At 69.1% G+C, this 21,216-nt stretch carries 20 protein-coding genes and 1 pseudogene; 8 read left to right on the forward strand and 13 right to left on the reverse strand.

All coding sequences use genetic code 11. From position 1 onward, the window contains the following. Positions 1-24 precede the first annotated feature (24 nt). Entirely contained in the window at positions 25-1,344 is a 1,320-nt protein-coding gene (locus ACIQMR_RS34795; RefSeq protein WP_355954160.1) for an SMODS domain-containing nucleotidyltransferase, read from the reverse strand. Next, positions 1,341-1,937, reverse strand: coding sequence for an SLATT domain-containing protein (locus ACIQMR_RS34800; RefSeq protein WP_401396138.1), 597 nt, complete (start codon positions 1,935-1,937; stop codon positions 1,341-1,343). Before ACIQMR_RS34800 ends, ACIQMR_RS34795 begins: the two co-directional genes overlap by 4 nt. 677 nt (positions 1,938-2,614) lie before the next feature. On the opposite strand from ACIQMR_RS34800, the gene ACIQMR_RS34805 reads away from it, so the two are divergent. Then, complete coding sequence (locus tag ACIQMR_RS34805) at positions 2,615-2,788, forward strand: hypothetical protein (protein ID WP_401396141.1); 174 nt, start codon at positions 2,615-2,617, stop codon at positions 2,786-2,788. Between the two features lie 814 nt (positions 2,789-3,602). Here the strand turns inward: ACIQMR_RS34805 and ACIQMR_RS34810 are convergent. The 4 genes from ACIQMR_RS34810 to ACIQMR_RS34825 all read right to left on the reverse strand — a co-directional run bounded on the left by ACIQMR_RS34810 (position 3,603) and on the right by ACIQMR_RS34825 (position 7,773). Then, a complete protein-coding gene (locus ACIQMR_RS34810) occupies positions 3,603-4,739 on the reverse strand; it encodes a phosphatidylserine/phosphatidylglycerophosphate/cardiolipin synthase family protein (RefSeq protein ID WP_401396235.1) in 1,137 nt (378 codons plus the stop codon). Between the two features lie 314 nt (positions 4,740-5,053). After that, positions 5,054-5,428: a hypothetical protein gene (locus ACIQMR_RS34815; RefSeq protein ID WP_401396144.1), complete on the reverse strand. Its 375-nt coding sequence runs from the start codon at positions 5,426-5,428 to the stop codon at positions 5,054-5,056. Continuing rightward, the gene (locus ACIQMR_RS34820; protein WP_401396147.1) at positions 5,425-6,012 is read right to left on the reverse strand and encodes a TetR/AcrR family transcriptional regulator; all 588 of its coding nucleotides are present in this window, start codon (positions 6,010-6,012) and stop codon (positions 5,425-5,427) included. Before ACIQMR_RS34820 ends, ACIQMR_RS34815 begins: the two co-directional genes overlap by 4 nt. Before the next feature lie 513 nt (positions 6,013-6,525). Next, the gene (locus ACIQMR_RS34825; RefSeq protein WP_401396150.1) at positions 6,526-7,773 is read right to left on the reverse strand and encodes an NAD(P)/FAD-dependent oxidoreductase; all 1,248 of its coding nucleotides are present in this window, start codon (positions 7,771-7,773) and stop codon (positions 6,526-6,528) included. A gap of 331 nt (positions 7,774-8,104) precedes the next feature. On the opposite strand from ACIQMR_RS34825, the gene ACIQMR_RS34830 reads away from it, so the two are divergent. Continuing rightward, positions 8,105-9,208, forward strand: coding sequence for a MerR family transcriptional regulator (locus tag ACIQMR_RS34830; protein ID WP_401396153.1), 1,104 nt, complete (start codon positions 8,105-8,107; stop codon positions 9,206-9,208). Here the strand turns inward: ACIQMR_RS34830 and ACIQMR_RS34835 are convergent, their stop codons facing one another. Further along, complete coding sequence (locus tag ACIQMR_RS34835) at positions 9,209-10,582, reverse strand: cryptochrome/photolyase family protein (RefSeq protein ID WP_401396156.1); 1,374 nt, start codon at positions 10,580-10,582, stop codon at positions 9,209-9,211. It lies immediately after the preceding gene. 248 nt (positions 10,583-10,830) lie between these two features. Between ACIQMR_RS34835 and ACIQMR_RS34840 the strand changes: the two genes are divergently transcribed. Beyond that, positions 10,831-11,727 carry an oxygenase MpaB family protein gene (locus ACIQMR_RS34840; protein WP_401396159.1) on the forward strand — a complete coding sequence of 299 codons (897 nt, stop codon included), beginning with the start codon at positions 10,831-10,833 and terminating at the stop codon, positions 11,725-11,727. 40 nt (positions 11,728-11,767) lie between these two features. On the opposite strand, the gene ACIQMR_RS34845 is transcribed toward ACIQMR_RS34840, so the two are convergent. Then, complete coding sequence (locus ACIQMR_RS34845; RefSeq protein WP_401396162.1) at positions 11,768-13,879, reverse strand: MMPL family transporter; 2,112 nt, start codon at positions 13,877-13,879, stop codon at positions 11,768-11,770. A 10-nt stretch (positions 13,880-13,889) separates the two neighbouring features. Between ACIQMR_RS34845 and ACIQMR_RS34850 the strand changes: the two are divergent. Further along, a pseudogene (locus ACIQMR_RS34850) lies at positions 13,890-14,277 on the forward strand (hypothetical protein); the annotation flags it as partial. Between the two features lie 39 nt (positions 14,278-14,316). Here ACIQMR_RS34850 and ACIQMR_RS34855 read toward each other — a convergent pair. Further along, a complete protein-coding gene (locus tag ACIQMR_RS34855) occupies positions 14,317-14,901 on the reverse strand; it encodes a GNAT family N-acetyltransferase (RefSeq protein WP_401396238.1) in 585 nt (194 codons plus the stop codon). A 338-nt stretch (positions 14,902-15,239) separates the two neighbouring features. Here ACIQMR_RS34855 and ACIQMR_RS34860 point away from each other — a divergent pair, with 338 nt between their 5' ends. From ACIQMR_RS34860 to ACIQMR_RS34875, 4 genes are all read left to right on the forward strand, one after another. Beyond that, entirely contained in the window at positions 15,240-15,410 is a 171-nt protein-coding gene (locus tag ACIQMR_RS34860) for a hypothetical protein (RefSeq protein WP_401396165.1), read from the forward strand. A 145-nt stretch (positions 15,411-15,555) separates the two neighbouring features. After that, the gene (locus ACIQMR_RS34865; protein WP_401396168.1) at positions 15,556-16,065 is read left to right on the forward strand and encodes an RICIN domain-containing protein; all 510 of its coding nucleotides are present in this window, start codon (positions 15,556-15,558) and stop codon (positions 16,063-16,065) included. A gap of 418 nt (positions 16,066-16,483) precedes the next feature. Beyond that, the gene (locus ACIQMR_RS34870) at positions 16,484-16,975 is read left to right on the forward strand and encodes a MarR family winged helix-turn-helix transcriptional regulator (protein WP_401396170.1); all 492 of its coding nucleotides are present in this window, start codon (positions 16,484-16,486) and stop codon (positions 16,973-16,975) included. 312 nt (positions 16,976-17,287) lie between these two features. Continuing rightward, positions 17,288-17,464 (forward strand): hypothetical protein, encoded by a 177-nt coding sequence (locus ACIQMR_RS34875; RefSeq protein ID WP_401396173.1) that lies wholly within the window; start codon positions 17,288-17,290, stop codon positions 17,462-17,464. A 247-nt stretch (positions 17,465-17,711) separates the two neighbouring features. On the opposite strand, the gene ACIQMR_RS34880 is transcribed toward ACIQMR_RS34875, so the two are convergent. From ACIQMR_RS34880 to ACIQMR_RS34895, 4 genes are read right to left on the reverse strand one after another with little or no spacing between them, the layout of a single operon-like run. Then, on the reverse strand, positions 17,712-18,314 hold the full coding sequence (locus tag ACIQMR_RS34880; RefSeq protein WP_401396176.1) for an alpha/beta fold hydrolase: 603 nt from the start codon (positions 18,312-18,314) through the stop codon (positions 17,712-17,714). Between the two features lie 50 nt (positions 18,315-18,364). Beyond that, the gene (locus ACIQMR_RS34885) at positions 18,365-19,183 is read right to left on the reverse strand and encodes a DUF1295 domain-containing protein (RefSeq protein WP_401396179.1); all 819 of its coding nucleotides are present in this window, start codon (positions 19,181-19,183) and stop codon (positions 18,365-18,367) included. After that, a complete protein-coding gene (locus ACIQMR_RS34890) occupies positions 19,180-20,475 on the reverse strand; it encodes a class I SAM-dependent methyltransferase (protein WP_401396182.1) in 1,296 nt (431 codons plus the stop codon). Before ACIQMR_RS34890 ends, ACIQMR_RS34885 begins: the two co-directional genes overlap by 4 nt. After that, positions 20,472-21,197, reverse strand: coding sequence for a DUF1365 domain-containing protein (locus tag ACIQMR_RS34895; RefSeq protein ID WP_401396240.1), 726 nt, complete (start codon positions 21,195-21,197; stop codon positions 20,472-20,474). The genes ACIQMR_RS34890 and ACIQMR_RS34895 overlap by 4 nt, the downstream gene beginning before the upstream one ends. Positions 21,198-21,216 lie beyond the last annotated feature (19 nt).

The raw sequence follows: 21,216 nt of genomic DNA on the forward strand, positions 1-21,216 counted from the left end.
CGTCACGCTTCGAGGATCGGTTTTCTACAAGGCGTTCGCCCTCTTCACGCTCGTGTTGCCGATCGGCACGTCGATCCGGTCCCGAGCGACGACGACCCCGTCCTTGACTACGTAGCACTCGACGACGTGCTCGCCTTTGAAGTCCGAGTGCTCGATGCGGACTCCCCGCTTGCTCGAGTCGACGATCTGGCCGCGGATCGCGTCCCGCCGCTCGGCTTCCGGACCACGATTGAGCACCTTCCACTTCAGCGTGTAGGGCTCCCCGACCGAGCAACTGGTGACCACGAACCTCAAGTTTTTGTCGGCCTTTAGCAGGATCCCGCCGCGACGCATCGCGCGAAGCCAGGTCGGACGCCATCCGGCCTGCGTGACCTCGCAGTCGATGGACACAGTCTCGGACACGTCGACCGGGAACTCATCCTCGATGAACTCCTCGGTGTCCCTGAACGACCGGGACGACTCGCTCGCGCTCTTCGCCAGCGGCACCGACGTGCCGAAGACCTCACGCCACTTCTTGTTGGCGGACGTCTTGCCTTCGTCCGCGATCGCCTCGAGGCATCGGTTGTACGCCTTCTTGGCCTTCGGCTGGAACTGCGCCTTGACGTGGACCCGCTGTCGGCTGCCCAGCGCCAGGTAGTACTCCTGCTCTGGCTGATCTTTGAGGAATGCGAAGAAGTCGCGGGCCATGAGGTCGAATGAGCCTGTGCCCGCGGCGTCGTAGTCGTCGGTCTGGTCGAAGAAGTTGTAGACGAGGGTGTCGATGAGCAGGCCGCCCATGTTTACGCCGTTCGCGTTCTTCCAGGCCCGTGCCATCCGGGCGAGGTGGCGCATGTTCGTCGAGGTGCGGTCGTTGCACTCCTTGGTCGCGGCGATCTCCTCGCGCGGCTTGGTGACCTTCCAGCCCTCAGCCTTCGTGTCCGGGTAGTCGAAGCTGCCGTCGGCGTTCTCGAACGCAGGCTGGACCTCGAACTTGAAGGCGTTGGACGTGAATCGCACGCGGACGACGCACTGGTCGACGCGGATCTCCGTGTTCTTGTACCGCGCCTTAAGGTCGTCGCGAACCCTCTCGAGAATCCTCCGCGGGCCGGTGTCCCCGTCGTAGCTCGACCGGATCCCGGGCGGCAGGATGAAGATCATGTCGAGGTCGGACACGCCCTTGATCGCGGTGTGCCGGCCGAACGATCCGACCATCAGCTTGTAGTCGGTGCAGCCGTCCTTGTCGCGGAAGTCCTTGTTGAGCGCCTTCGTGATCTCATCCCGGCGCGAGGCGACCGTCGTGGCCGTCTCTCCGACCTTTAGGTTTTCGAGCAGCGTTTCGAAGATCTCTGAGGTCTTCATCGTCATGCCTCGCCTTCGCCGAGCCGGAGCGCCTCCGGGAGGAAGAGGTCGATCTCGCGCGAGGTGAACGTCATCTCCTCGTTGTTCTGCAGCCCGCCCTGGGCGCGCGCGAACGCTCTGCTGCTCGTCCTAGGCGCGTCGGCGTACGCGTCGCGCGCGGCCCGCTGCAGCTCGTCCCGCCGCTCTCGGCCCTCCGCGACGGAGATAGTGCCGGACATCAGGTCGGCGATGAGGGAGATATAGGACTCCCGGACATCCCACAGCCGAGAGGCGATGCCGCGGTGGGCATCGGACTCCTCCTCGAACTTGAAGGTCTTAGCCCCAAGGCTCATCCAGCTGACCAGGAGCGCGATAGAAGAGGTCGCGAGGCTCGTCAGCACTGCGTTGCCGAGCAGGCCGACCACCGCGGCAAGGAAGGTACCCGAGCTGACCGCGGTAAGAGCAATGAGGACGCCCTGCTGCCACCGGTGCTTGGTGAAGCAGATGTCCGCCTGCTTCTCATGGGTCTTGTGGCTGTAGACCACGCGCCCGAAGGCCTCTCGCATCTGCGCCAGCAGGTACAGGTCGCGGTCGGGCACCGCGTCGCTCTCGGGTGTCAATTCGTTCCTACTCGGTGAAGGACTCCTGGACTTGCGCCTGAAAGTCAGTTGCACGTCTTCTGAGTATGGCGGCGACCACTGACACTCCGACCGACGTGAGCTACCTCCCGTTCAGGCCGCGCTCGATCCGGCCCGCCCTGCGGCCCTTTCCTGCTTCGCGCAGGTAGCGGAGAGTAGTGGACAGGATGCCGCGGAGCCGCTCACCCTCCTCCTTCTCTGCGGCGGCCCCGCGAAGCTCCTGGCTCCAGGTCCGGGCGAGAGCGAGGCTCAGGGCAACTGGTACTGATCCGGGCAGACTGGGGCCGGACCTGGCAGCTCGCCGACGCCTGAGCCGCGTGCGCGGTCGCGATTCCGCAGGCGGCGACCATCCCGGAGCCCCCTGCGTCGTGCGACGGTACGGCCCGCGAGTCGTCGGCGGCCGGCGCCTCCTATGTGCTGGAAGGGCCCGGCGAGTGGATCGAATCATTATAAGAAGCGCCGTATCGCGGCCGTGTCATGGATCCGGGGAACCGGCCAGAGGTTCGATGCGCCCGGTATCTGCTGTGGCGGTCGGGTCCCGTGGGGTCAGTGCGGGCGGTGCGGACGGCCCGGTGAGACAGAGGTGCCAACGTCCGGCAGGCAACCATCTGCGCCGTCAAGTCCCGCTCGCTCTCAATCGCTCGCACTGCAGTCGCAGCATGAACCGAGCCGACATCTCCAGAGCAAGATCCGGACCATGTCCGGACCAGCTCCCGACCGAAGGCTGCGCCAACTACCGTTTCGCCTGGTCAATATGGACGCAGCTGCTGTACCACCAGCAGACGAAGAACCTGCTGGTGTCGTACGCGCCGCAGAAGCTGGGCTTCTTCTAGACGCCCGGGAAAGGGCGCCTGACCTGTGTTTTCACCCGTCAGGCGCCCTTCGCTCAACCCGCTCTCGACCGAGCCCGGCTTGCGCTCTAACTCCCAATTCCTCCCACGACTGCACCCCTCCTGACCAGTACTTCGGGACCAGTCACGGGCCAAACCCCCGGTTCAGCCCTCGGGTACGTCACCTTGACCGACGCGCTGCCACTCGTTCATGGACCGCTCGATGAGACGGTTCGCCTGCTCTCGAAGGCCGTCGAGGAACTTGGCGTAGTGGCGAAAGAGAACCTCGATGCTCTGACCGGCGCGGCGGGCGCCCTCGGCCGGGGCCACTCCGGAGTAGAGCCAGAACGAGATCCCGGCGTGCCGGAGAGCGTAAGGCCGCTTGGCCAGGCGAGAAGTCCGCTCGCTACGAGAGAGGACGTGACCCGGGGATCGGAGAACGTTGCGCCGGGGCGCACGAGGGCGGGCGTGACCGTGGCGAAGGCATCAGCCAGCGTGCGGCGGGTGTTACCTGGCGTGCGCTCCCGCTTTTTGCTCGATGTATTCGTGCGCCAGGTCATACCAGTTGGTTCGCTGCTTGATGGCTCGCAACTCGGATGCCGGCAGACCAGTGTGCTCATCAAACGACCCTCGCGCGCAGCTGTCATCAGCTTCGCGCGTCGGCTATCAGCAAGCGCGAACGTGATGAAGGACTCGGACTTCTCTACCCCGTTAACCGTCCACCTGCGTAAGAGCGGTCAGTGCCGGCTCCGAAGGAGAGGCACCTGCGAGCGGGCGGGACAGCAACCCCGAGCCACTGCTGGTTCTCCAACTGCGGTTACAGGAAGCGGCGGATGGGAGCGACCGCGATTTCTCGGAGCCGCTGGGTGGCGGAGCGCTTCTTCCAGCGCCCTTGCCGCATCTGCTCACTGGCCTGCAGGTCCTCGTCGAAGTGCCGGTCGAGGGTGGCGGTGAAACCCTCGTCCAGGACTGCGAGCATGACTTCTTCGTCATGGTCGAGGGAGCGGCGGTTGAAATTGGTGGAACCGATCAGGGCAGCGACCATGTCCACCGTGATGACCTTGGCGTGCATCATCGTCGGTTGGTACTGGTAGATTCTCACGCCGCAGGCGAGAAGGTCCTCGTAATAGTTCTGGCCGGCGACCTGACAGACCCTCTTGTCGGTGTGGGGGCCTGGCAGCAGAATCTCTACCTCGACACCGCGCCGCGCGGCCGCGCACAGCAGCTCGATGAAGTAGGCGTCGGGTGCGAAGTAGGCGGTAGCCAAGCGGAAGCACTCCTGGGCGGATTCGAGCATGACTCGTATGAGCGTCTGCATGTCCTGCCAGCCGAAACTGGCCGAACCGCGAACGACCTGGACCACCGCGTCGCCTTGCGGCTCGTGGTCGGTAAAGCGGTCGCTGGTGTCGAAGAGAGTGTCATGGCATTCCGCCCAGTTCTGCGCGAAAGCTGCGGCCAAACCGTCCACTGCGGGTCCACGGACCTGGACGTGGGTGTCGCGCCACTCGTTCTCGTTGCGAGCATTGCCGCACCACTCCTCGGCAATTCCCACTCCACCGGTGTAGGCCACCGACTCGTCCACCACCAGCACCTTGCGGTGGCAGCGGTGATTCTGCTTGAGGGGCGACAGGTACAGGGGCTTGCGAAACCACGCCACCTCGGCCCCGGCCCGGTCCATCAGATCAAGTAGGTCCTGTTCGATGAGGCGACTACCGAAGCCGTCCAACAGCAGGCGTACGCGTACACCGTTACGGGCCCGGTCCGCCAGCGCCTCGGCAAACCGGCGGGCTATGTCGCCGCGCCAATACACGAACGTCATCATGTCCACGGTGTGCTCCGCAGCGCGGATGCTCTTCAGCATCGCTGCGAAGATCTCGTCCCCGTTGCGCAGCGGCAGCAGCGCGTTGCCTTCCGTGGCCGCGATTCCGATCAACCGCTCCAGACGACGCCGCATCCGCTGCTTGCGTTCGATCAAGGACCGCGGCGCGGCGGTCTCGGACGAGCATTCTGGCTCGTGGGACGTGCTCGTCACAGTTTCACCTGGCCGGTGGAGGAAGGCCGCCCCATCGGTCCGGCAGCCGCAGGGCGTGCCGACTGTACACACCCCGCAAACCGACCACCAGCGGCTTCCCTTCGAACGTGAGGGTTGCTGGGGTCGGAGGGGGCGGCGTTGTCTCGTTACTGACTTCGGCTCGTCAAGGTGAACTTCCGCGAAGTCTCTGTGGACCGGGAACGAGATGGCAGCCGAGGCGCACGGTGCCGGTACCGCTACAGCACCCCTGCTCCGGCCAGGGCCGCCACCGGAAGCAGCAGCATCCACTGCGGCAGCCGCAGCAGGGGGCGTGACCAGCCTGCGCGGAGCGTGATCACCAGGAAAACCGCCGCATATGCGAGGAAGTGGGCCGCGATGAAGAGGACGAGCGGGGCATTCGCAGTGGGCCGGGTCGCGAGGGCGATCAGGGTGAGGCCGCTGAACAGGAGGTCCACCGTGGCGAAGTGCCACACCCCGTGCAGGGTACGCCGCGGCTCGGCCTGAAGGGAGCTGCCCAGCAGCGGGCGGACCACATCGCGCTCGCCGACGACGAGGTGGATCAGGGCCGTCACGGTCGCCAGAGAGCCTCCGGCCAGCAGCCACCCGTTCACCGGGCCTCGATTCCCTTGGCGGCGATCCCGGCAACACTCCGAGCCAATTGGGGGCCGGCAGGCTCGCCGAGGATGCCCAGCCGGAACAGGATGATGCCGACGAGGGCGTCGAGTACCAGATTGGCCTCGACGCTCGGGCCCGTCTCGCCGCGCGCCTGAGCCCGCTCGAAGACGTCGGTCAGGCGCTGCTTGGCGGGCGCGAGGAAAGCGTCGCGGATCCTGGCGCGCAGCTCGGGGGCGGCAGCGAAGTCTGCCAGCAGGCCGGGCAGCGCCGCAGCGGCGGCCGGGGTGCTGAACTCGTCGATCAACTGCTGCACGAGGACGGTGAGGTCGCCTTCGAAGGTGCCGGTGTCTGGAACCGGTGCGGTGTCGGTGGTGGTGAACACGGCCTCGTAGACCAGCTCGGCCTTGCCGGACCACCGGCGGTAGATGGTGTCCTTCCCCACCCTGGCCCGGCTTGCCACAGCCCCGAGGGACATGGCGGCATAGCCGGTCTCGGCCAGCAACTCGGTGGAGGCGACGAGGATCGCCGCGTGAGCAAGCGCATCTCGCGGGCGTCCTCGACGAGTTGCCTCAGTAGTCATGACCTCTTTTTACCATACGGGTCGACCCGTATGGTAAATACTCCACGGTCGAACACTCCGCGACAGCTCAGTGAGTTGATCTCGGACGTGCGCCGTCCGCGCACCCCGCGGCGATCACGTCTGCTCGACGCGTTGGAAGACGTAGGCGGTGGCGGGTGCGTGTAGGCGATGCCGCGGCCCGTGCTGTGGAGCTGTTCCCGGGTCGGGTGCGGCGGTGTCTTGGGCTGGAGATAGCAGTCCAGGTTGTCGCGATGACCACGGCATCCAGGTCCCCGACGAGGGCCGACGCACGGTACACGGCCCGAGAACACGACCCCGGATCGTAGGTGTCGTACAGGGCGGTCCAGACGCCTGGGTAGGCATGTGCGACCCGGACCAGTCGGCTCGGATCGCGTCCGGCGAGAGCCACCCGCGCACCGCGGCGGACCAGCTCAGCGGTGATCGCACCGCCAAGGGCACCGGGGTCGCACAGCCGGACGTCCATGGATGCGGCGGATCAAGGCTGACACGGCGTCAGGCCCGCTGCAGGTCCGCGTGGACTTCCCGCGCGGCGCGCGTGCCCGACGCCAGTGCGCCCTGCACCGATCCAGTCGCCCGGTGATCCCCGCACACGTACCTGCGTGGGCCGAAGCGGGTGGTACGGCTCAGGGGCAAGGGCGGCAGCATCGCGGGCAGCGCACCCTCGACGGTGTACACGGCGATCTGCCGCCAGGCACTGGTGTCGGTGCCGTACAGCTCCGCCAGGCGCCGGAGCACGGTGTCCGCCCTGCCGGGCCGGTCCGTGCCGAGGACGGAGGTGGAGACGAGCGCGGTGCCGGGCCGCGCGTAGGTGGGAGCGACCTCGGTGAGCACGCAGGTGTTCAGCACCGCCCCGGTGCTGTCCACCATCAGGGTCGGTTCCGACAGCGGTGTGCTGCCGGCCGCGTGGTAATAGGTGGTCACCGTACGCCCGTCCGGCACCGACAGACCGGGCAGCAGGCGGCCGGCGGTTGCCGCGTCCGTCGCGACCACGACCGTCGGAGCCGGCACATCGGTGCCGTCGCTCAGGAGCACTCCGTCGGCGGTGACCTCGGCGACAGGGGTGCGCAGCCTCAGCACGCCGTCGGGCAGGGTCTCGGCGAGCCGGACGGGGACCGCTCCGATCCCGTCGGCGGGCAGACACAGGGACCCACGGATCATGCTCCGCCAGACGAGGTGGAAGAAGCGGGCGGAGGTCTCCAGCCGGTCCTCCAGGAAGACCCCGGACAGGAACGGCCGCAGGACGTGCGCGATTGCCGCGTCGGACAGCCCGGCACGTGACAGGGCCTGCGCGGTGGAGCGATCCGCTCGACGTGTGAGCAGGTCCGCCGGCAGCACCGCGTCCCGCGCGGAGAGCACCGCCAGTGCCGTGAGATCGCGGGGGGTCAGAGCCCTGTCCGGCACCAGTGATCTTGCCGGGCTCGGCCGGCGCGTCGGATCGGCGAGACGGACCGGCCCGGTGGGCGTGTGGGCGATGATGCCCGGCGTGAACGGACGCAGCCGAAGACTTCGAAGGTTCAGGCGCCGCCGCACTTGCGGATACGAGGTGTTGAACACCTGGAATCCGCGGTCCAACAGGAATCCGCTTCTCCGGTCGGTGCGCATCCGACCGCCTGCGCCGTCGGATTCCTCCAGCAGTACCACCCGCCGCCCGGCACGGCACAGATCCAGCGCGCAGGCGAGGCCCGCCAGACCTGCACCGACAACGACGGTGTCCGGTGTCCCGCGGTGCACATCGGTCATGCTTCACCTCAATCGAAGCCTGTGGCTGACGTCTCAGGGGGCGGGGCCGGTTTACCCGGACCGCCCGCCCGGCCCGCTGAACGCACCAGCAGAGGCCCGGCTCGGAATGCGTCGCTGCAGCCGACCGCACGACCGGCCGCAGCCGCGACCACCGGTCCAGCGGACCACGTTCCGAAGGCCGATGCCAGGCGCCACGACCGATTGCACCGGACGACGCGCTCATGAGACACGACCGACTCCAACATCGCGCAGGCCACAGGTAGTAACGGCTGATCCGCACCTGCGCCGCACGAGCCGCTTCGCATCGCTCGTGCGTCGTACAGTGGATTCCATGGCGGAAGCGATCCACGGCATCACCACGGGTGCGGTGGCGCGGCGCCTCGGCGTCTCGCCCACCACCGTGCGTTCGTGGGACCAGCGGTACGGCATCGGCCCCGCGGTCCGGGAGGGCGGGCGGCACCGGCGCTGGACACCCGGGGACATCGCGATGCTCGAGGACATGTGTCGTCTCACCGCGACCGGAGTCCCTCCCGCTGAGGCCGCACGCGCGGCTCGGACCAACCACGGCGGTGACGAGGCGGTGGTCACCGAAGCTCAGCCGGCCTCGCCGACGGCGCAGGACGCACCAGAAACACCAGCACCAGAGCCACCACCCTCAGGACGTCGGCCGGGCTACGGCAGCGAGCTGCCCCTCGGAGAAGTACGACAGGAGGGCCGTGGGCTGGCCCGCGCGGCTGTGCGGCTCGATGGTCCGGCGATGCAGGTCCTGCTGGAGCAGGTCATCAAGGAGTACGGGCTCGTCGCCGCGTGGGAGGAGGTGATGGCTCCCACTCTGCACGCCGTGGGTCGCAAGTGGGCGTCCTCGGACGACCGTTACGTCGAGGTGGAGCACCTGCTGTCGTGGCACGTCTCGACCGCACTGAGGCGCGCCGCCGTCGGCGTCCCCATCTCGTCCGGTGCGGCGACTCCGGTGGTACTGGCCTGCGTGCCGGAGGAGTTCCACACTCTGCCGCTGGAGGCCCTTGCCGCCGGCCTTGCCGAACGGGGACTGCCGACCCGCATGTTCGGCGGCGCGGTCCCTGCCGAAGCGCTGAACGCGGCCGTCCGCCGCTCTGGCCCGGGCGTGGTCGTGCTGTGGTCCCAGGCGCGCTCGACCGCCTCGCACGCGCTTGCCAGACACCTGGCCGAAACGACGTTCGGGGTGAGAGGAGCCCGCACGACACCACTCGTCGTGCTCGCGGGGCCCGGGTGGGCCGGGCGCAGCCTCAGCGCCGGGTACCTGCGGCCGAGCAGTCTGCGCGAGGCGCTCGACGTGATCTCCCGGAAGCACGGAGAGCAGATGCACGGAGAACTGCCTGGCCGGTCCGTCGAGTTATCACGGCCCCGTGGGGCGCGGCACGCTCGGGCCGGCGCCGTCGCCAAGCCCTCCGTGTGATCAGCCGGCTTCGCGGGCGTGGCGGAACCTGCGCAGCCCCTCGGTGAGGGTGACGAGCGGGTCCGGGTAGTCGTATGCGGCCCGGTCTAGTCCGGTCAGCCGCCAGGGCTCATGTACGGCCGGGCCTTCCAACCCGGCGAGTTCCGGAACCCACCAACGCACATAGCTGCCCTCGGGGTCGTACCGTTGTGCCTGCCGGACCGGGTTGAGGACCCGGTTGGGCCGTGTGTCGGTCCCCGTACCGGCCACCCATTGCCAGTTGAGCTGATTGTTCACGACGTCGCCGTCGACCAGCAGGCTCAGGAAGTGGCGGGCGCCCTCGCGCCAGTCGATGTACAACGTCTTCGTGAGGAACGAGGCGGTGATCAGGCGGGCGCGATTGTGCATCCAGCCCTCGTGGGCCAGCTGGCGCATGGCCGCGTCGACGATCGGGTATCCGGTGCGTCCCTCCTGCCACGCCAGAAGCTCCGCTTGGGCGTCCTCGCCCCGGCGCCAGCCATCGCCTCGGGAGCGGTAGTCCCTGACCGACGTCTCGGGCCGCGCGGCCAGTACCTGATAGTGGAAGTCGCGCCAGCACAGCTGCCGGACGAACGCGTCCGCACCGGCGCCCCCATGTGCCCGTGCGCGATGCACCACCTCGACTGGTGACACGGCGCCGAAGTGGAGGTACGGGGAGAGTCTCGAGGTGGCATCGCCGGCGAGATCGTCGTGTCGCTCCTCGCACGCGTCGGCATGGCGCGAGAGCCACGAGCCGAGCCGCTTGCGCCCCTCGATCTCCCCGCCCACCGCCAAGCCATCCGACACGCCGTAAGCAGCCGAGCGCGCGGGGAGCTCCTCCGACCGCACGGTGCGCGGAACCTGCACGGCGCGCGGGGCCCCGAGCGGCTTGCGCAGTGGCTGGTCGACCCATCGCCTGAAGTAGGGCGTGAAAACGGCGAAATGGTCGGATCCCTGAGGAGTCACGTCACCGGGTGGCACCACGGTACTCACCCCGTCATGCACGTAGAGACGGCAGCCTTCCGCCTCCAGTGCCTGACGGAGCCGTGCCTCCCGGGAGACCGCGAAGGCCGTATGGCCGACCGCCATGTGCACCTCGTCGGCCTGCGCCTGCCGCACCACGGCGCACACCTCGGCCACCGTGTCGCCTGTACGCACTACGAGCCTTCCTCCCCTCTCCTGCAGCGCCTCGTCGAGGTCGGCAAGGCAGTCAGCGAGGAACGCCAGCCTGTTCGGCGCGGCGAATCCGACGCGGTCCACCGACGGGTCCCGGACGAACAACGGGACGACCTCGTGAGCGCCTTCCAGCGCTGCCCGGAGCGGCGGATGGTCGTGCACCCGAAGGTCGGATGTGAACAGGACTACGGGGATGGTCATGGGCGACTCCCGGATATTGACCGCCGTGCGTGCTCTCAAGATCAGCCGGGCGGACTGCTGCGCGTCTACAGGGATCTCTTCCGCCCTACGGCGCCTCACGGATGCGGCGAGATCGTCCAGTCCCACAGGCCACCGCCGCTGCCGGCGCGAACAGTAGAAGCCGACCTATAGCCCCGAGCAGTGCAACGAGCCGACAAACCGGCTGTCGCACCGCGAGTGCCCCCGGCGCACCGGGACATACTGGAGGTGTGCCCGAGCCACCCCGTGTCATCCCGAGGTTGCGCAAGCGAGCCGGTGAGGCGTTGCTGCGCCGGGTCGCGGGTCCTGCCGCTCATGAGAAACGCGCCCGCATCCACGGCACATCCGGGCCTCGCTGGTTCGGCCCCGACCGACCAGTGCGAGTGGTGCACGCCGATGCGTCAATGTATGTGGGCGGCCTCGCCGCGCTGTTGCTCCAGTCGCTCCACCCCGTTGCCATGGCCGCAGTCTCGGCGCACTCCGGGTTCCAGGGAGATCCGTGGGGCCGACTGCAGCGCACGAGCACGTTCCTCGCGGTGACCACGTTCGGCAGAGCCGAAGATGCCGAGCATGCGGTGCTGAGGGTGCGACATGTCCACGAAAGGGTCGTGGGGACCACTCCGGACGGTGTGGCGTACCGCGCATCCGAACCTCACCTGCTCGCCTGGGTGCACGCCGCGGAGGCCTACTGCTTCCTGAGGGCTCACCAACGCTACGGGCGGTGCCCGCTGGATCCGGCGGGAGAGGACGGCTACGTGGCAGACATGGCGCGCGTCGCCCGGCGGCTGGGAGTGGAGCGTCCGCCGGAGTCACGGGCCGAGCTGGTGGCATGCCTCGCCGGTTACCGTTCCGAGCTGCGGGCCACCCCGGAGTCCCACGCAACGGCGCGCTATCTGCTGGCGAGTCCTCCCCTGCCCAAGCCCGCGTTGCTCCCCTACGCCCTCCTCGCCGCCGCCGCGGTCGAGCTGCTGCCACCGTGGGCCCGGGCCTCGCTCCCGCTGCCCCTGACCACCCGCCTGCTGCTGCCGGCGGCCCGCGTCGGGGGCCGGGCGATCACGGCAGCCATCCGGTGGGCGATTCCGCCCCTGCCGCCGCTGGAAGCCCGACCCCCGTCTCCATCGCCGTGACCGGGCACGAGCGGCGCGGCCCGGGTCACGGCGGCCCGTGTCAGGTGGCGGGCTCGGGCGGTGGCGAGTAGGCAGGACCGCGTCGAGCGAGGCCGCTGGGCCACCAGGCGGGTGGACCGATGTCGATGACCAGTGCGGGCACGAGGAGGGAACGGACCACCAGGGTGTCGAGAAGGACTCCGAAGGCGACGATGAACGCGATCTGGACAAGGAAGGCGAGCGGGATGACCATCAGTGCCGCGAACGTGGCCGCAAGGACCACGCCGGCCGAGGTGATGACTCCGCCGGTCGTGGTCAGCCCGCGCAGGACGCCGTGTCGCGTGCCGTGGGTGAGGGTCTCCTCGCGCACGCGTGACATCAGGAAGATGTTGTAGTCGACGCCGAGGGCGACCAGGAAGACGAATCCGTACAGGGGAACGGACGCGTCTGTTCCGCTGAAGCCGAGCAGATACTCGAACACGAGGGCCGATACACCCAGCGTGGCGAAGAAGTTGAGCGCCACGGTGGCCACCAGCAACAGAGGTACGAGCAGCGAGCGCAACAGCAGCACCAGGATGAGCAGGATGATGCCGAGGACCACGGGCACGATGACGGCTCTGTCCCGCTCCGAAGTCCGCTGCGTGTCGTACTGCTGGGCCGTGTATCCACCGACGAGGGCGTCGGCACCGGGAACGGCGTGCACCTCGTCGCGCAGCCGCTGCACGGTCTCCTCGGCGGCGTCACTGTCGGCGGCCGCCGAGAGTGTGGCGTCGATGCGGACGCGGCCGTCGACGACGAGCGGCACACCGGTCCCCGGGCGGCCCGACACGGTGACAGGTACCGCCGACGCGACACCTTCGGTGTCCTCCGCCGCCCGCGTGACCTCCTGGGCGCGGGCGGCGTCGGCGATGACGACCGTGGGGTTCCCCGACCCGCCGGGGAAGTGACGGCCGAGGGTTCTCTGCGCGCTCACGGACGGGGCGTCGTTCACGAAGATCTCGTCGAGCGGCACCCCCTTGGAGGACAGGCCCGGTGAGAAGGCGGCGAGTGCCAGCAGCACGAGCGCGGTGGAGACCCACACCCGCCATGGCGCGCGGTCGATGAGAGCGGCGACGCGACGCCATACCCTGTGGCCCTCCGCCGTCGCGTCCGAGGGCTTGGGCGTGGCCGGCCAGTAGGCGGCGCGGCCCAGCAGCACGAGGACCGCCGGCAGGAACGTCAGCGTGCTCAGCACCGCGCAGACGATGCCAATGGCACCCACGGGACCGAGCGCCCTGTTGTTCGTCAGATCACTGGCGAGCAGAGCGATCAGCCCGAGGGCCACGGTCGCGGCGCTGGCGACGACTGCCCCGGCGGACCGGCGCAGCGCCGCCATGGCCGCTGCCGCGGGCTCGCCCCGTGCGGCGAGTTCCTCGCGGTAGCGGGCGGCGAGCAGCAGGGCGTAGTCGGTCGCGGCACCGATGACGAGGATCGACAGGATGCCCTGGACCTGACCGTCGACCCGCACGATGTCGCGGTCGGCCAGCGCGTAGACCACCGCGCAGGCCAGGCCGAGGGCGAAGACGGCGCTGATGATGATCACCAGGGGCAGCAGGACGCTGCGGTAGACCAGCAGCAGGATCAACAGGACAGCCCCGAGCGCAACACCCAAGAGGAGTCCGTCGATCCCGGCGAAGGCGTCGGACAGATCCGCCTGGCTGGCGGCCGGGCCGGCGATCTCAACCCGAGCCTCAGGGACCGACTTCGCGGCCTCACGGACGTCGTCCAGGACGACCGGCAGCTCCTCTCCCAGGCCGGGAGCCAAGGGGACGACGGCCTGAAGCGCCTGGCCGTCCTTCGAGGCGAGCGCCGGCGAGGGGGTGCCCTGGATCCCGCTACGACCGGCCAGATCGGCCACCGCCCGGGTCGCGGCCTCTCGCTGGGCATCCGTCACCCGGCCGCTCTCGCCGGTCCACACGACGATCGCGGGCACCGACGCCGACCGCTCGAACGCCCCACGCGCTTCGAGGACCTGGGTGGACTCGGCGCTACGGGGCAGGAAGGCGGCCTGGTCGTTGGTGGCGACCTCGCCCAGCTTCCCCGCGTACGGCCCGAGAGTGCCGCCGATGCCCAGCCAGACCACCAGCAGCGTGAGCGGGACCACCCAGCGAGCCCAGCGGGATGTGCTTCTCATGTCAGCCCTTCAGTACTTCAACCGATCAGGTCGACAGCAAAGTATCTCAATGATTGAGAGATCTGGCGCGGGGTCCCGCGCGGCCGCGGGGGTTCCGAAGACCACGACGGGACTGGACGCGAACAAGAAGACGCCGGGCCGCAAGCGGGGACTCGCCGTCGACGTCGTCCGCCACAACCCCGGCGACCAGAGGCAAGGGCTTCGTTCCGCAGCCGAGGCGGTGGGTGGTCGAGCAGGTCAACGGCACGTTGATGCTGCACGGGCGCCTGGCCCGAGAGTACGACCACCGGCCAGGCAACTCCGCCTCACGCGTCTACTGGGCCTTCACCACGAACATGACCCGCCGCCTCACCACGCCCGTGCCAGCCTGGCGCGACAGCCTTCAGGTGGCCGCGTGAACCTCACTGAACTCTTCGTCGCCGCTGCCAGAAACGGACCTACAGCCGCTCTTCGCGGGCTGGTACCGGCACGGCCGCCGGCCGCCATTCTCGCCTGATCAACCCGAACACCCACGAGTCGGATACCTCGCCGTTCACGACGCAGTCTTCCCGCAACGTCCCTTCACGCAGGAATCCGATCTTCTCCAGGACCCGGGCAGATGCCACGTTGCGCGTATCGGTCTCGGCCTGAACTCGATTCAGGTCCAGTGTGTCGAATGCCCACTGCAGCAAGGCGTGCGCGGCCTCCGTCGCGTAGCCGTGGCCCCACATCGCTTCGTCGAGGACGTAGCCCAACGACGCGCTGCGGTACTCCGGGTTCCATCCGGACAGACCGCACCAGCCCACGAAGGCCCCGTCAGAAGCACGGTCGATGGCCACCCGCGCCCCGGTGACTTCGTCCGCCATCTTCCGGCACATCGCGATGAAGCGCTCGGCGCGGGCCCGTTCGTTCCACGGCGGGGAGTCCCAGTAGCGCATCACGTAAGTGCTGCTGTGCAGCGCGAAGAGGCGGTCCGTGTCGGCGTCGGTGAAGGGGCGCAGCCGCAGGCGAGCGGTGTGCAGTGTGGGGGTGGCCAAAGTCATGCGCACCATCCTGTGCCCTCACGGCGCGGGCAGAACACCGAATATCCGATCTCGGTTCGGTCCTCACGACCAAGGCACCGCCTGCCAGCAGGTCGTGCACGGCACGGCTACTCGGCCTGCCCACCGACGGCTCAGACATGAACGTCACCCACAGCCGTCTCGCCCGCCAAGGCTTCCTCGTCACCCGGCCGTTCGTCACGATCAAAGCGACGTCGGCGCCGTGGATTCGGCGAGCGGTGCCGTTGAGGACCTGGAGGTCCGGCGTGCGCACTGCGGAGCCGGCCAGGCCGCTACGGCGGTGTTCGCACTGGATCACCCAGCACGGCGCGTAGGGGTCGGTGGCCTTCACATCGGCGCCGGACCGCCGCCGCCCCCGACTCGGTCAGGGCGTCCAACTGGGCCACTCCGTACCGCAGGCCGAGAGATACGGGAGGGAGGAGGTCTGCGAGATCCGGGAGATCTCGGCCGACCAGCGGGTGATGCTCCACCGCTGCAGGTCCGTGGCGTGAGTGGCGCCCGGCCGGTGCGTGACGACCAGAACCGGGAACTGGTCGTCTTCTCGATGTAACGCGGCGGGCCGTATGTGACTCCGATGAGCGTCATGTCGGTCCGACAGGCCCTTGGTGGGTCTGTCCACCCGTGAGGAAGAGGACAATGAAGCTGTACGGTCGCCGGTTCGCCCGCGTCCTGACCGCAGTCGGCCTGCTCGTCGGGGCGCTGGTCGTCCAGTCGTCGCCGGCCGCCGCGGCCAATCCGGTCGCGCACATCCACAACGCCCAGACCGGGCTTTGTATCGACGCCAACCACGCCGGGGCGGTCTACATGTCGTCGTGCGACGGCGGCAACCAGCATCAGCGCTGGGAGCGCGTCCAACTCGGGAAGTCGAGCGACGGGTACCACGTGAACCTGTTCCGCAACGTCGCGACCCGCGACTGCCTCCAGCTCGAAACAACCAGGCAGGACGTGTGGGCGACGCCGTGCTTCGCGAGCAACGGCCAGCCGTTCAACGACGGGAAGTGGCGGGCCGAGGGCACGTCCTACAACAGGTTCGAAGCCACCTGGGCGCACGGGTTCTCGACCTGCCTGGACAGCAACAGCACCGGCGACATCTACATCAAACAGTGCAACGAGGGCAACTACCAGAAGTGGCACGCGTCGTTCTGACCATCCACCGCTGAGAGCCAGTCAGGGAGCGGCGACCACCGCCGGCCCCTGACTGGCTCCGCACATACGAGGCACTGGCCCGCTGCTCCCCCGGAGCCGGCACGATGGCGTTGCGGCGCCGCCTGATGGTGGAGTCGTGCCGGATCGCGAGTCACCCCTCCTGGACGGAGGAGGGCCGCGCGCCGGCGATGTGGGGGGGGAGATGTCTGCAGCTCTTGTGGTCCCCAGGTTGACCGTGAAGGGCTGCTTCCCGCCGTGGCCTTCCTCGCTGTGGTCCTCGAACGTTCCCTGTGCAAACCGCAGGAAGTCCCCGAGGTCCAGGGCCGCCGGTCCATGTGCGACGCACCTGGTATCCGGTCCCCCGACAGGTGGGAGCCTCCGGTGATCCGCTCGTGCTCCCGGAGCGTAGGCTGACCGCGTGGCCAGTACCGATGACGGAGAGACGGTGTCGCCCCCCGCGCGGGTGCCCGGCGACCTCCAGAGCTTCGCCGTCGCACTGCGCCGTACGCACGGGGAGATCAGCCGGCTGGTCCACGGTTTCGCGGCCACCCATGGCCTGCACCCCACCGACGTACAGGCGCTCGGCATCATCCTCGACAGCCCGGAACCTCTGACACCCGGCCGGTTGCAGGAACAGCTGGGGCTCACCTCAGGTGCGGTCACGGCGTGTCTCGACCGCCTCGAGAAGGCGGGTCACCTTCGCAGGTCGCGGGCGAGCACGGACCGCCGCGTGGTGCACGTGCACTATGTGGAGAGCGCACGAGCCGTCGCCCGGCTGTACTTCCGCCCGCTGGCAGAGGCGGCCACCCAGGCGAGGGAGCGGTTCGACGACGAGGAGCTGGCCACCGCGCTGCGATTCCTCACCGTGCTCAACGAGGAGCTCGGAGCTCTTCGGACGCCCAGGCGCTGACGGTCCGCCGGAAGCCACCGCCAGTCCGCGCGTGGGGACGAGGAAGCGTGCACGGCCGTCTTCGACGTGACGGCGTGACCGCCAACGATCTGCATGCGCTGACTGCCGCCCCCGTCCTCCACGCGCTCGACACCGAGGAGGAACGACAGGCAGTCGAACGGCACAGAGCGCAGCGTGCTCCGTGCACCCAGGAGGTGCGCGAGCTGTCGGAAACGCGAGCTCACCCGGACCAGGCCGTCGCGGAGACCGTCGACCCCGCGCGGTCCGATGTGCTGCGCCGCATCGCCACGGTCCGCCAGGAGCCAGCGCACGGTGCCACGCGTCGTCGGTGACGGGAAGGAGCCGGTCACGGCTCCGCCTTTCCCGGTGGCGTTCGCCGCCTCCCTCGCCGGCGCCGTCGCTCTGCCAGGCGTCTCCGGCTGGCAGTACCCGGCGCTCACCGCGTCCTTCATACCCTCGCCGCCCGAGGGAAAGGTCTACCCGCTCTGATACGACGACCACGGGACTGTGCGCCCCGCAGGACTGATGCCCACGGACTCCACCACCTTCTCCACAACCATGGGCATCACTCTTGAGCCGACAGGCGGATCACCCCGGCCGACCGACACGCGCCTCGCGGTGATCGCCCTGCCATCGTGACATGGCACGGCTCGCCTGACCCTGTGTCTGAGACCAGGCGCGGGGTCAGGCGGGTAGGAATGGCGAGGACGGCAGACACGGCGTGGCAGGCACGTTGTCACGTGCGGGGCGCCAGCAGTTCGGCGACCAGTCGTGTGGTGCGGCGCTTCCAACCGGAGCAGCCGCCCAGCATCGCGTGCCCTCCCCCTCGCATCGGAATCCCGACGGCCTCGGCACCCGCCGCCCGAGCTCTGTGGACGAACTCCCAGGACTCCCTCGCGGAGGTGATCCGGTCGGCCTCGTCGTGCAGCACGTAGATCACCCGTCCCGCGAGGTGTGCGACGGGCTCCCCGGGTGGGCACCACGGGGCAAGGGCCACTACGCCACGGATCATCGGGTCCCCCGCGACGCGCAACGCGGCCCGGGCGCCCATCGAGTGGCCCACGAGCACGACCGGGATCTCCCCCACGGCCCGCCGCACCATCGCCAGGGCGGCCTCGGCGTCCCGTGCCGCGTCGTGACGGCCCCCGTTCCAGCCTCGGTGGCGGTAGCGGACCTCCGCCACGAGTGCGTCCCGGTCCGCGAGGGCCCGTGCGACCCCGATGGAGAAGGGCCGCATGCGCAGCGCGGGCAAGTTGATCAGGGGCGGCGGCTCAAAGCCCTCGGAGCGGCCTCCGTGCAGTAGGAGGACCGCCGAACCCGGATCGGCGGGTGAGGTCACGACGTTGATGGGGCCGCCCCCACGCCGTCGGACCCACCGTGGCTCGGCCATCACCAGGAGTCGGTCTCGCCGGCTGCTGCCCTACGAGGTGGACGGGGAAGGAAACCGCTCGTGCGGGCCCGGTAAGCCGCGTAGCCGGGGCGCTCCGCCATATGAGCCTCCAGCATCCGTTTGCCGCTCCCCCAGATGAGCAGCCCGCTCATGACCAGAGGCGACACGACGGTGAGGGCGGCGGTCGGCCAGCTCGCGCACGCGGCCAGGTAGAGGCCCCACCAGACGAGGAAGTCGCCGAAGTAGTTGGGGTGCCGGGTCCAGGCCCAGAGTCCGCGGTCCATGACCCGACCCTGGTTCGCGGTGTCGGCCTTGAAGCGGGCGAGCTGGTGGTCGCCCACGGCCTCGAAAGCCAGCCCGGCTGCCCACAGGACCAGGCCGACGACCAGAAGGAGGTCCGTTCCTTCGGGCAGATACGCCGCCGCCTGCACCGGGAGCGAGACGAGCCAGACGAGAGCGCCCTGGAGGAGGTAGACCTTGCGGAGCGCGACGAGTGCGGGATTGCCGGGAACGCGGGAGAGCATCCGTGCGTAGCGGGGATCCTCGCCGTGGCCGCGTCCCCGGCGGGCGATGTGGAACGCGAGCCGCATCCCCCACAGACAGGTCGCGAGGATCACGGCAAGGCGACGTACATCGTCACCGTAGCCTGCGGAGAGCCCGTAGGTGACCAGCGCGACGGCGGTGAACGCCAGGCCCCAGGCGACGTCGACGATCCGGTGGACGCCCTTCACCAGCGCCACCCCGAACGTGCCCAGCATGACCGCGAGGGCGGCGGCCGCCGACGCTGCCAGGTTGACCGCGAAAGCGGAGGCGTTCATCGGGACGCCTCCCGTTCCGGGTCTGTCGGGACGAGCCGGAACTGGCGGACGTCAAGGTAGTGCGAGCGGAACCCCGCCTCGGAGTAGGCCAGGTACAGCTCCCACATGCGGCGGAAAACCGGGTCGAAGCGGAGAGCGTCAACCTCCGCCGACCGCTGGACGAATCGTTCCCGCCAGATACGGAGCGTTTCGGCGTAGTGGTCGCCGAAACCGGTGTCGTGGGTGATGCTCAGGCCGGCCGCGGCGCTCTCCCTGCTGATGGCGTCCGGCGACGGGATGAGGCCCCCGGGAAAGACGTACTTGCTGATCCAGGTGTGCGTCCGTGCGGTGGCGAGCATCCGCTCGTGCGGCATCGTGATGGCCTGCACGGCCACGCTTCCGCCATGGGTGATGAGCCGGCGAAGGGCACGGAAGTAGTCGGGCCAGAACTCGGCGCCGACCGCCTCGATCATCTCGACGCTGACGACGGCGTCGTAGCGGCCCCCGACCTGACGGTAGTCACGCAGCTCGACTTTCACCCGCCCCTCCACGCCGGCGTCGGCGATGCGGCGGAGCGCGAGGTCGTGCTGCTCCTGGGAGAGCGTCACGGTCAGGACGTCGGCCCCCCGGAGCGCGGCACGAACGGCGAGTTCACCCCAGCCCGTGCCGATCTCGAGCAGCCGGGTTCCCGAGCCGACGCCCGCGAGATCGAGCAGCCGGTCGATCTTGCGGTGCTGGGCGGAGGTGAGCGCGTGCGATGTGGCGGGGAGGGTGTCGAACACGGCCGAGGAGTACGTGAGACTCGGGTCCAGGAAGAGCGCGAACAGGTCGTTCGACAGGTCGTAGTGACGGTGGATGTTGTCACGGGCCCCGTCGAGCGTGTTGCGGTCGCGGGCGGGGCGGCGGTGCGCCCACACGCCCCGGAACCGGCGCAGCCAAGCGGGTACGAGGTCGTTTACATGGGTCGCGAAGACGGTGAGAACGCCGACGAGATCGTCGCTGTCCCATTCCCCCGCCATGTAGGACTCACCGAAGCCGATCAGCCCGTCGGCCCCGATCCGCTGATGGAACGCGGCCGGATCGCGCAACGTCAGCGTCGGCGCCCCGTCCTCACTCGCCGTGTGGTCGCCACCCCTTTGTATCCGGAGTGGCAGGCGGGCGAGGGCACGTTCGACGACGTACCGGGCGACGGTCGTGCGCACGGTGGAGGCGCGCGGAGGTCGCGCCACGTCGGGCCATCGCGCCGGATCGACGGCGACCGGTCGGCCGGGGGCCGTGGAGGCTCGCGTGGCCGAGGGGGTGGAGACAGTCACAGCATGCCTTCCCTGGTGGGCGGTAGAGGTCGGGGGCGGACAGGAAGTCCCTTGCGGTACAGGCGGATTCCGTGCCAGCGGATGCCGAAGCTGACAGCGGCCGTCGACCAGGGATGGCGGAGCGCGGCGGTGAGCAGACCGCGTGCGTCGGCGGGGCGGTGGCGGCCTCGGACGGTGGCGGTGAGCGGCCGGGATCCGTCCGAATGCCGCAGTTGGACGGTGAGGTCGAGCCGCTCGCCGGGGAGGGGGAGCCGCATCCGGTAGGAGCCTTCGACGTCGAAGAACGGCGAGACGTAGAAGTTCTTGACGACATAGGCGCGGCCGTCTGCGTCGGGCCGCAGGAGGTAGCAGTGCCGGCCGCCGTAGGTGTTGTGCACCTCGGCGACAACGCAGACCGGCCGGCCGGCCGTGTCGTTGCACCAGTACAGCGTGAGCGGGTTGAAGACGTGGCCGAAGACGCGGGCGTGGGCGAGCATCAGGACACGGCCGTCGGCGTTCCGCACACCGTGTGACGCCAGGTAGGCATCGAGGCCCGCGCGGATGGTGCGTGCCCGGCCACCGAAGTGGTCGCGGGCATCAAAGCGGGCGAGGGGCCGCAGAAGGCGGGGTGGTTCGGGCAGGTCGTCGAGGTCCACGAGCCAGAGGTACGTGCGTCGGCGCAGGGAATGCCTGACCGGCTGGACGCGGGTATGGGCGACCTCGCAGGTGTACAGCGCGGGCACCGTTACGGGCAGGGGCACA

It is taken from the genome of Streptomyces sp. NPDC091376, assembly GCF_044757085.1.
Classification (GTDB): Bacteria; Actinomycetota; Actinomycetes; order Streptomycetales; family Streptomycetaceae; genus Streptomyces; species Streptomyces pratisoli.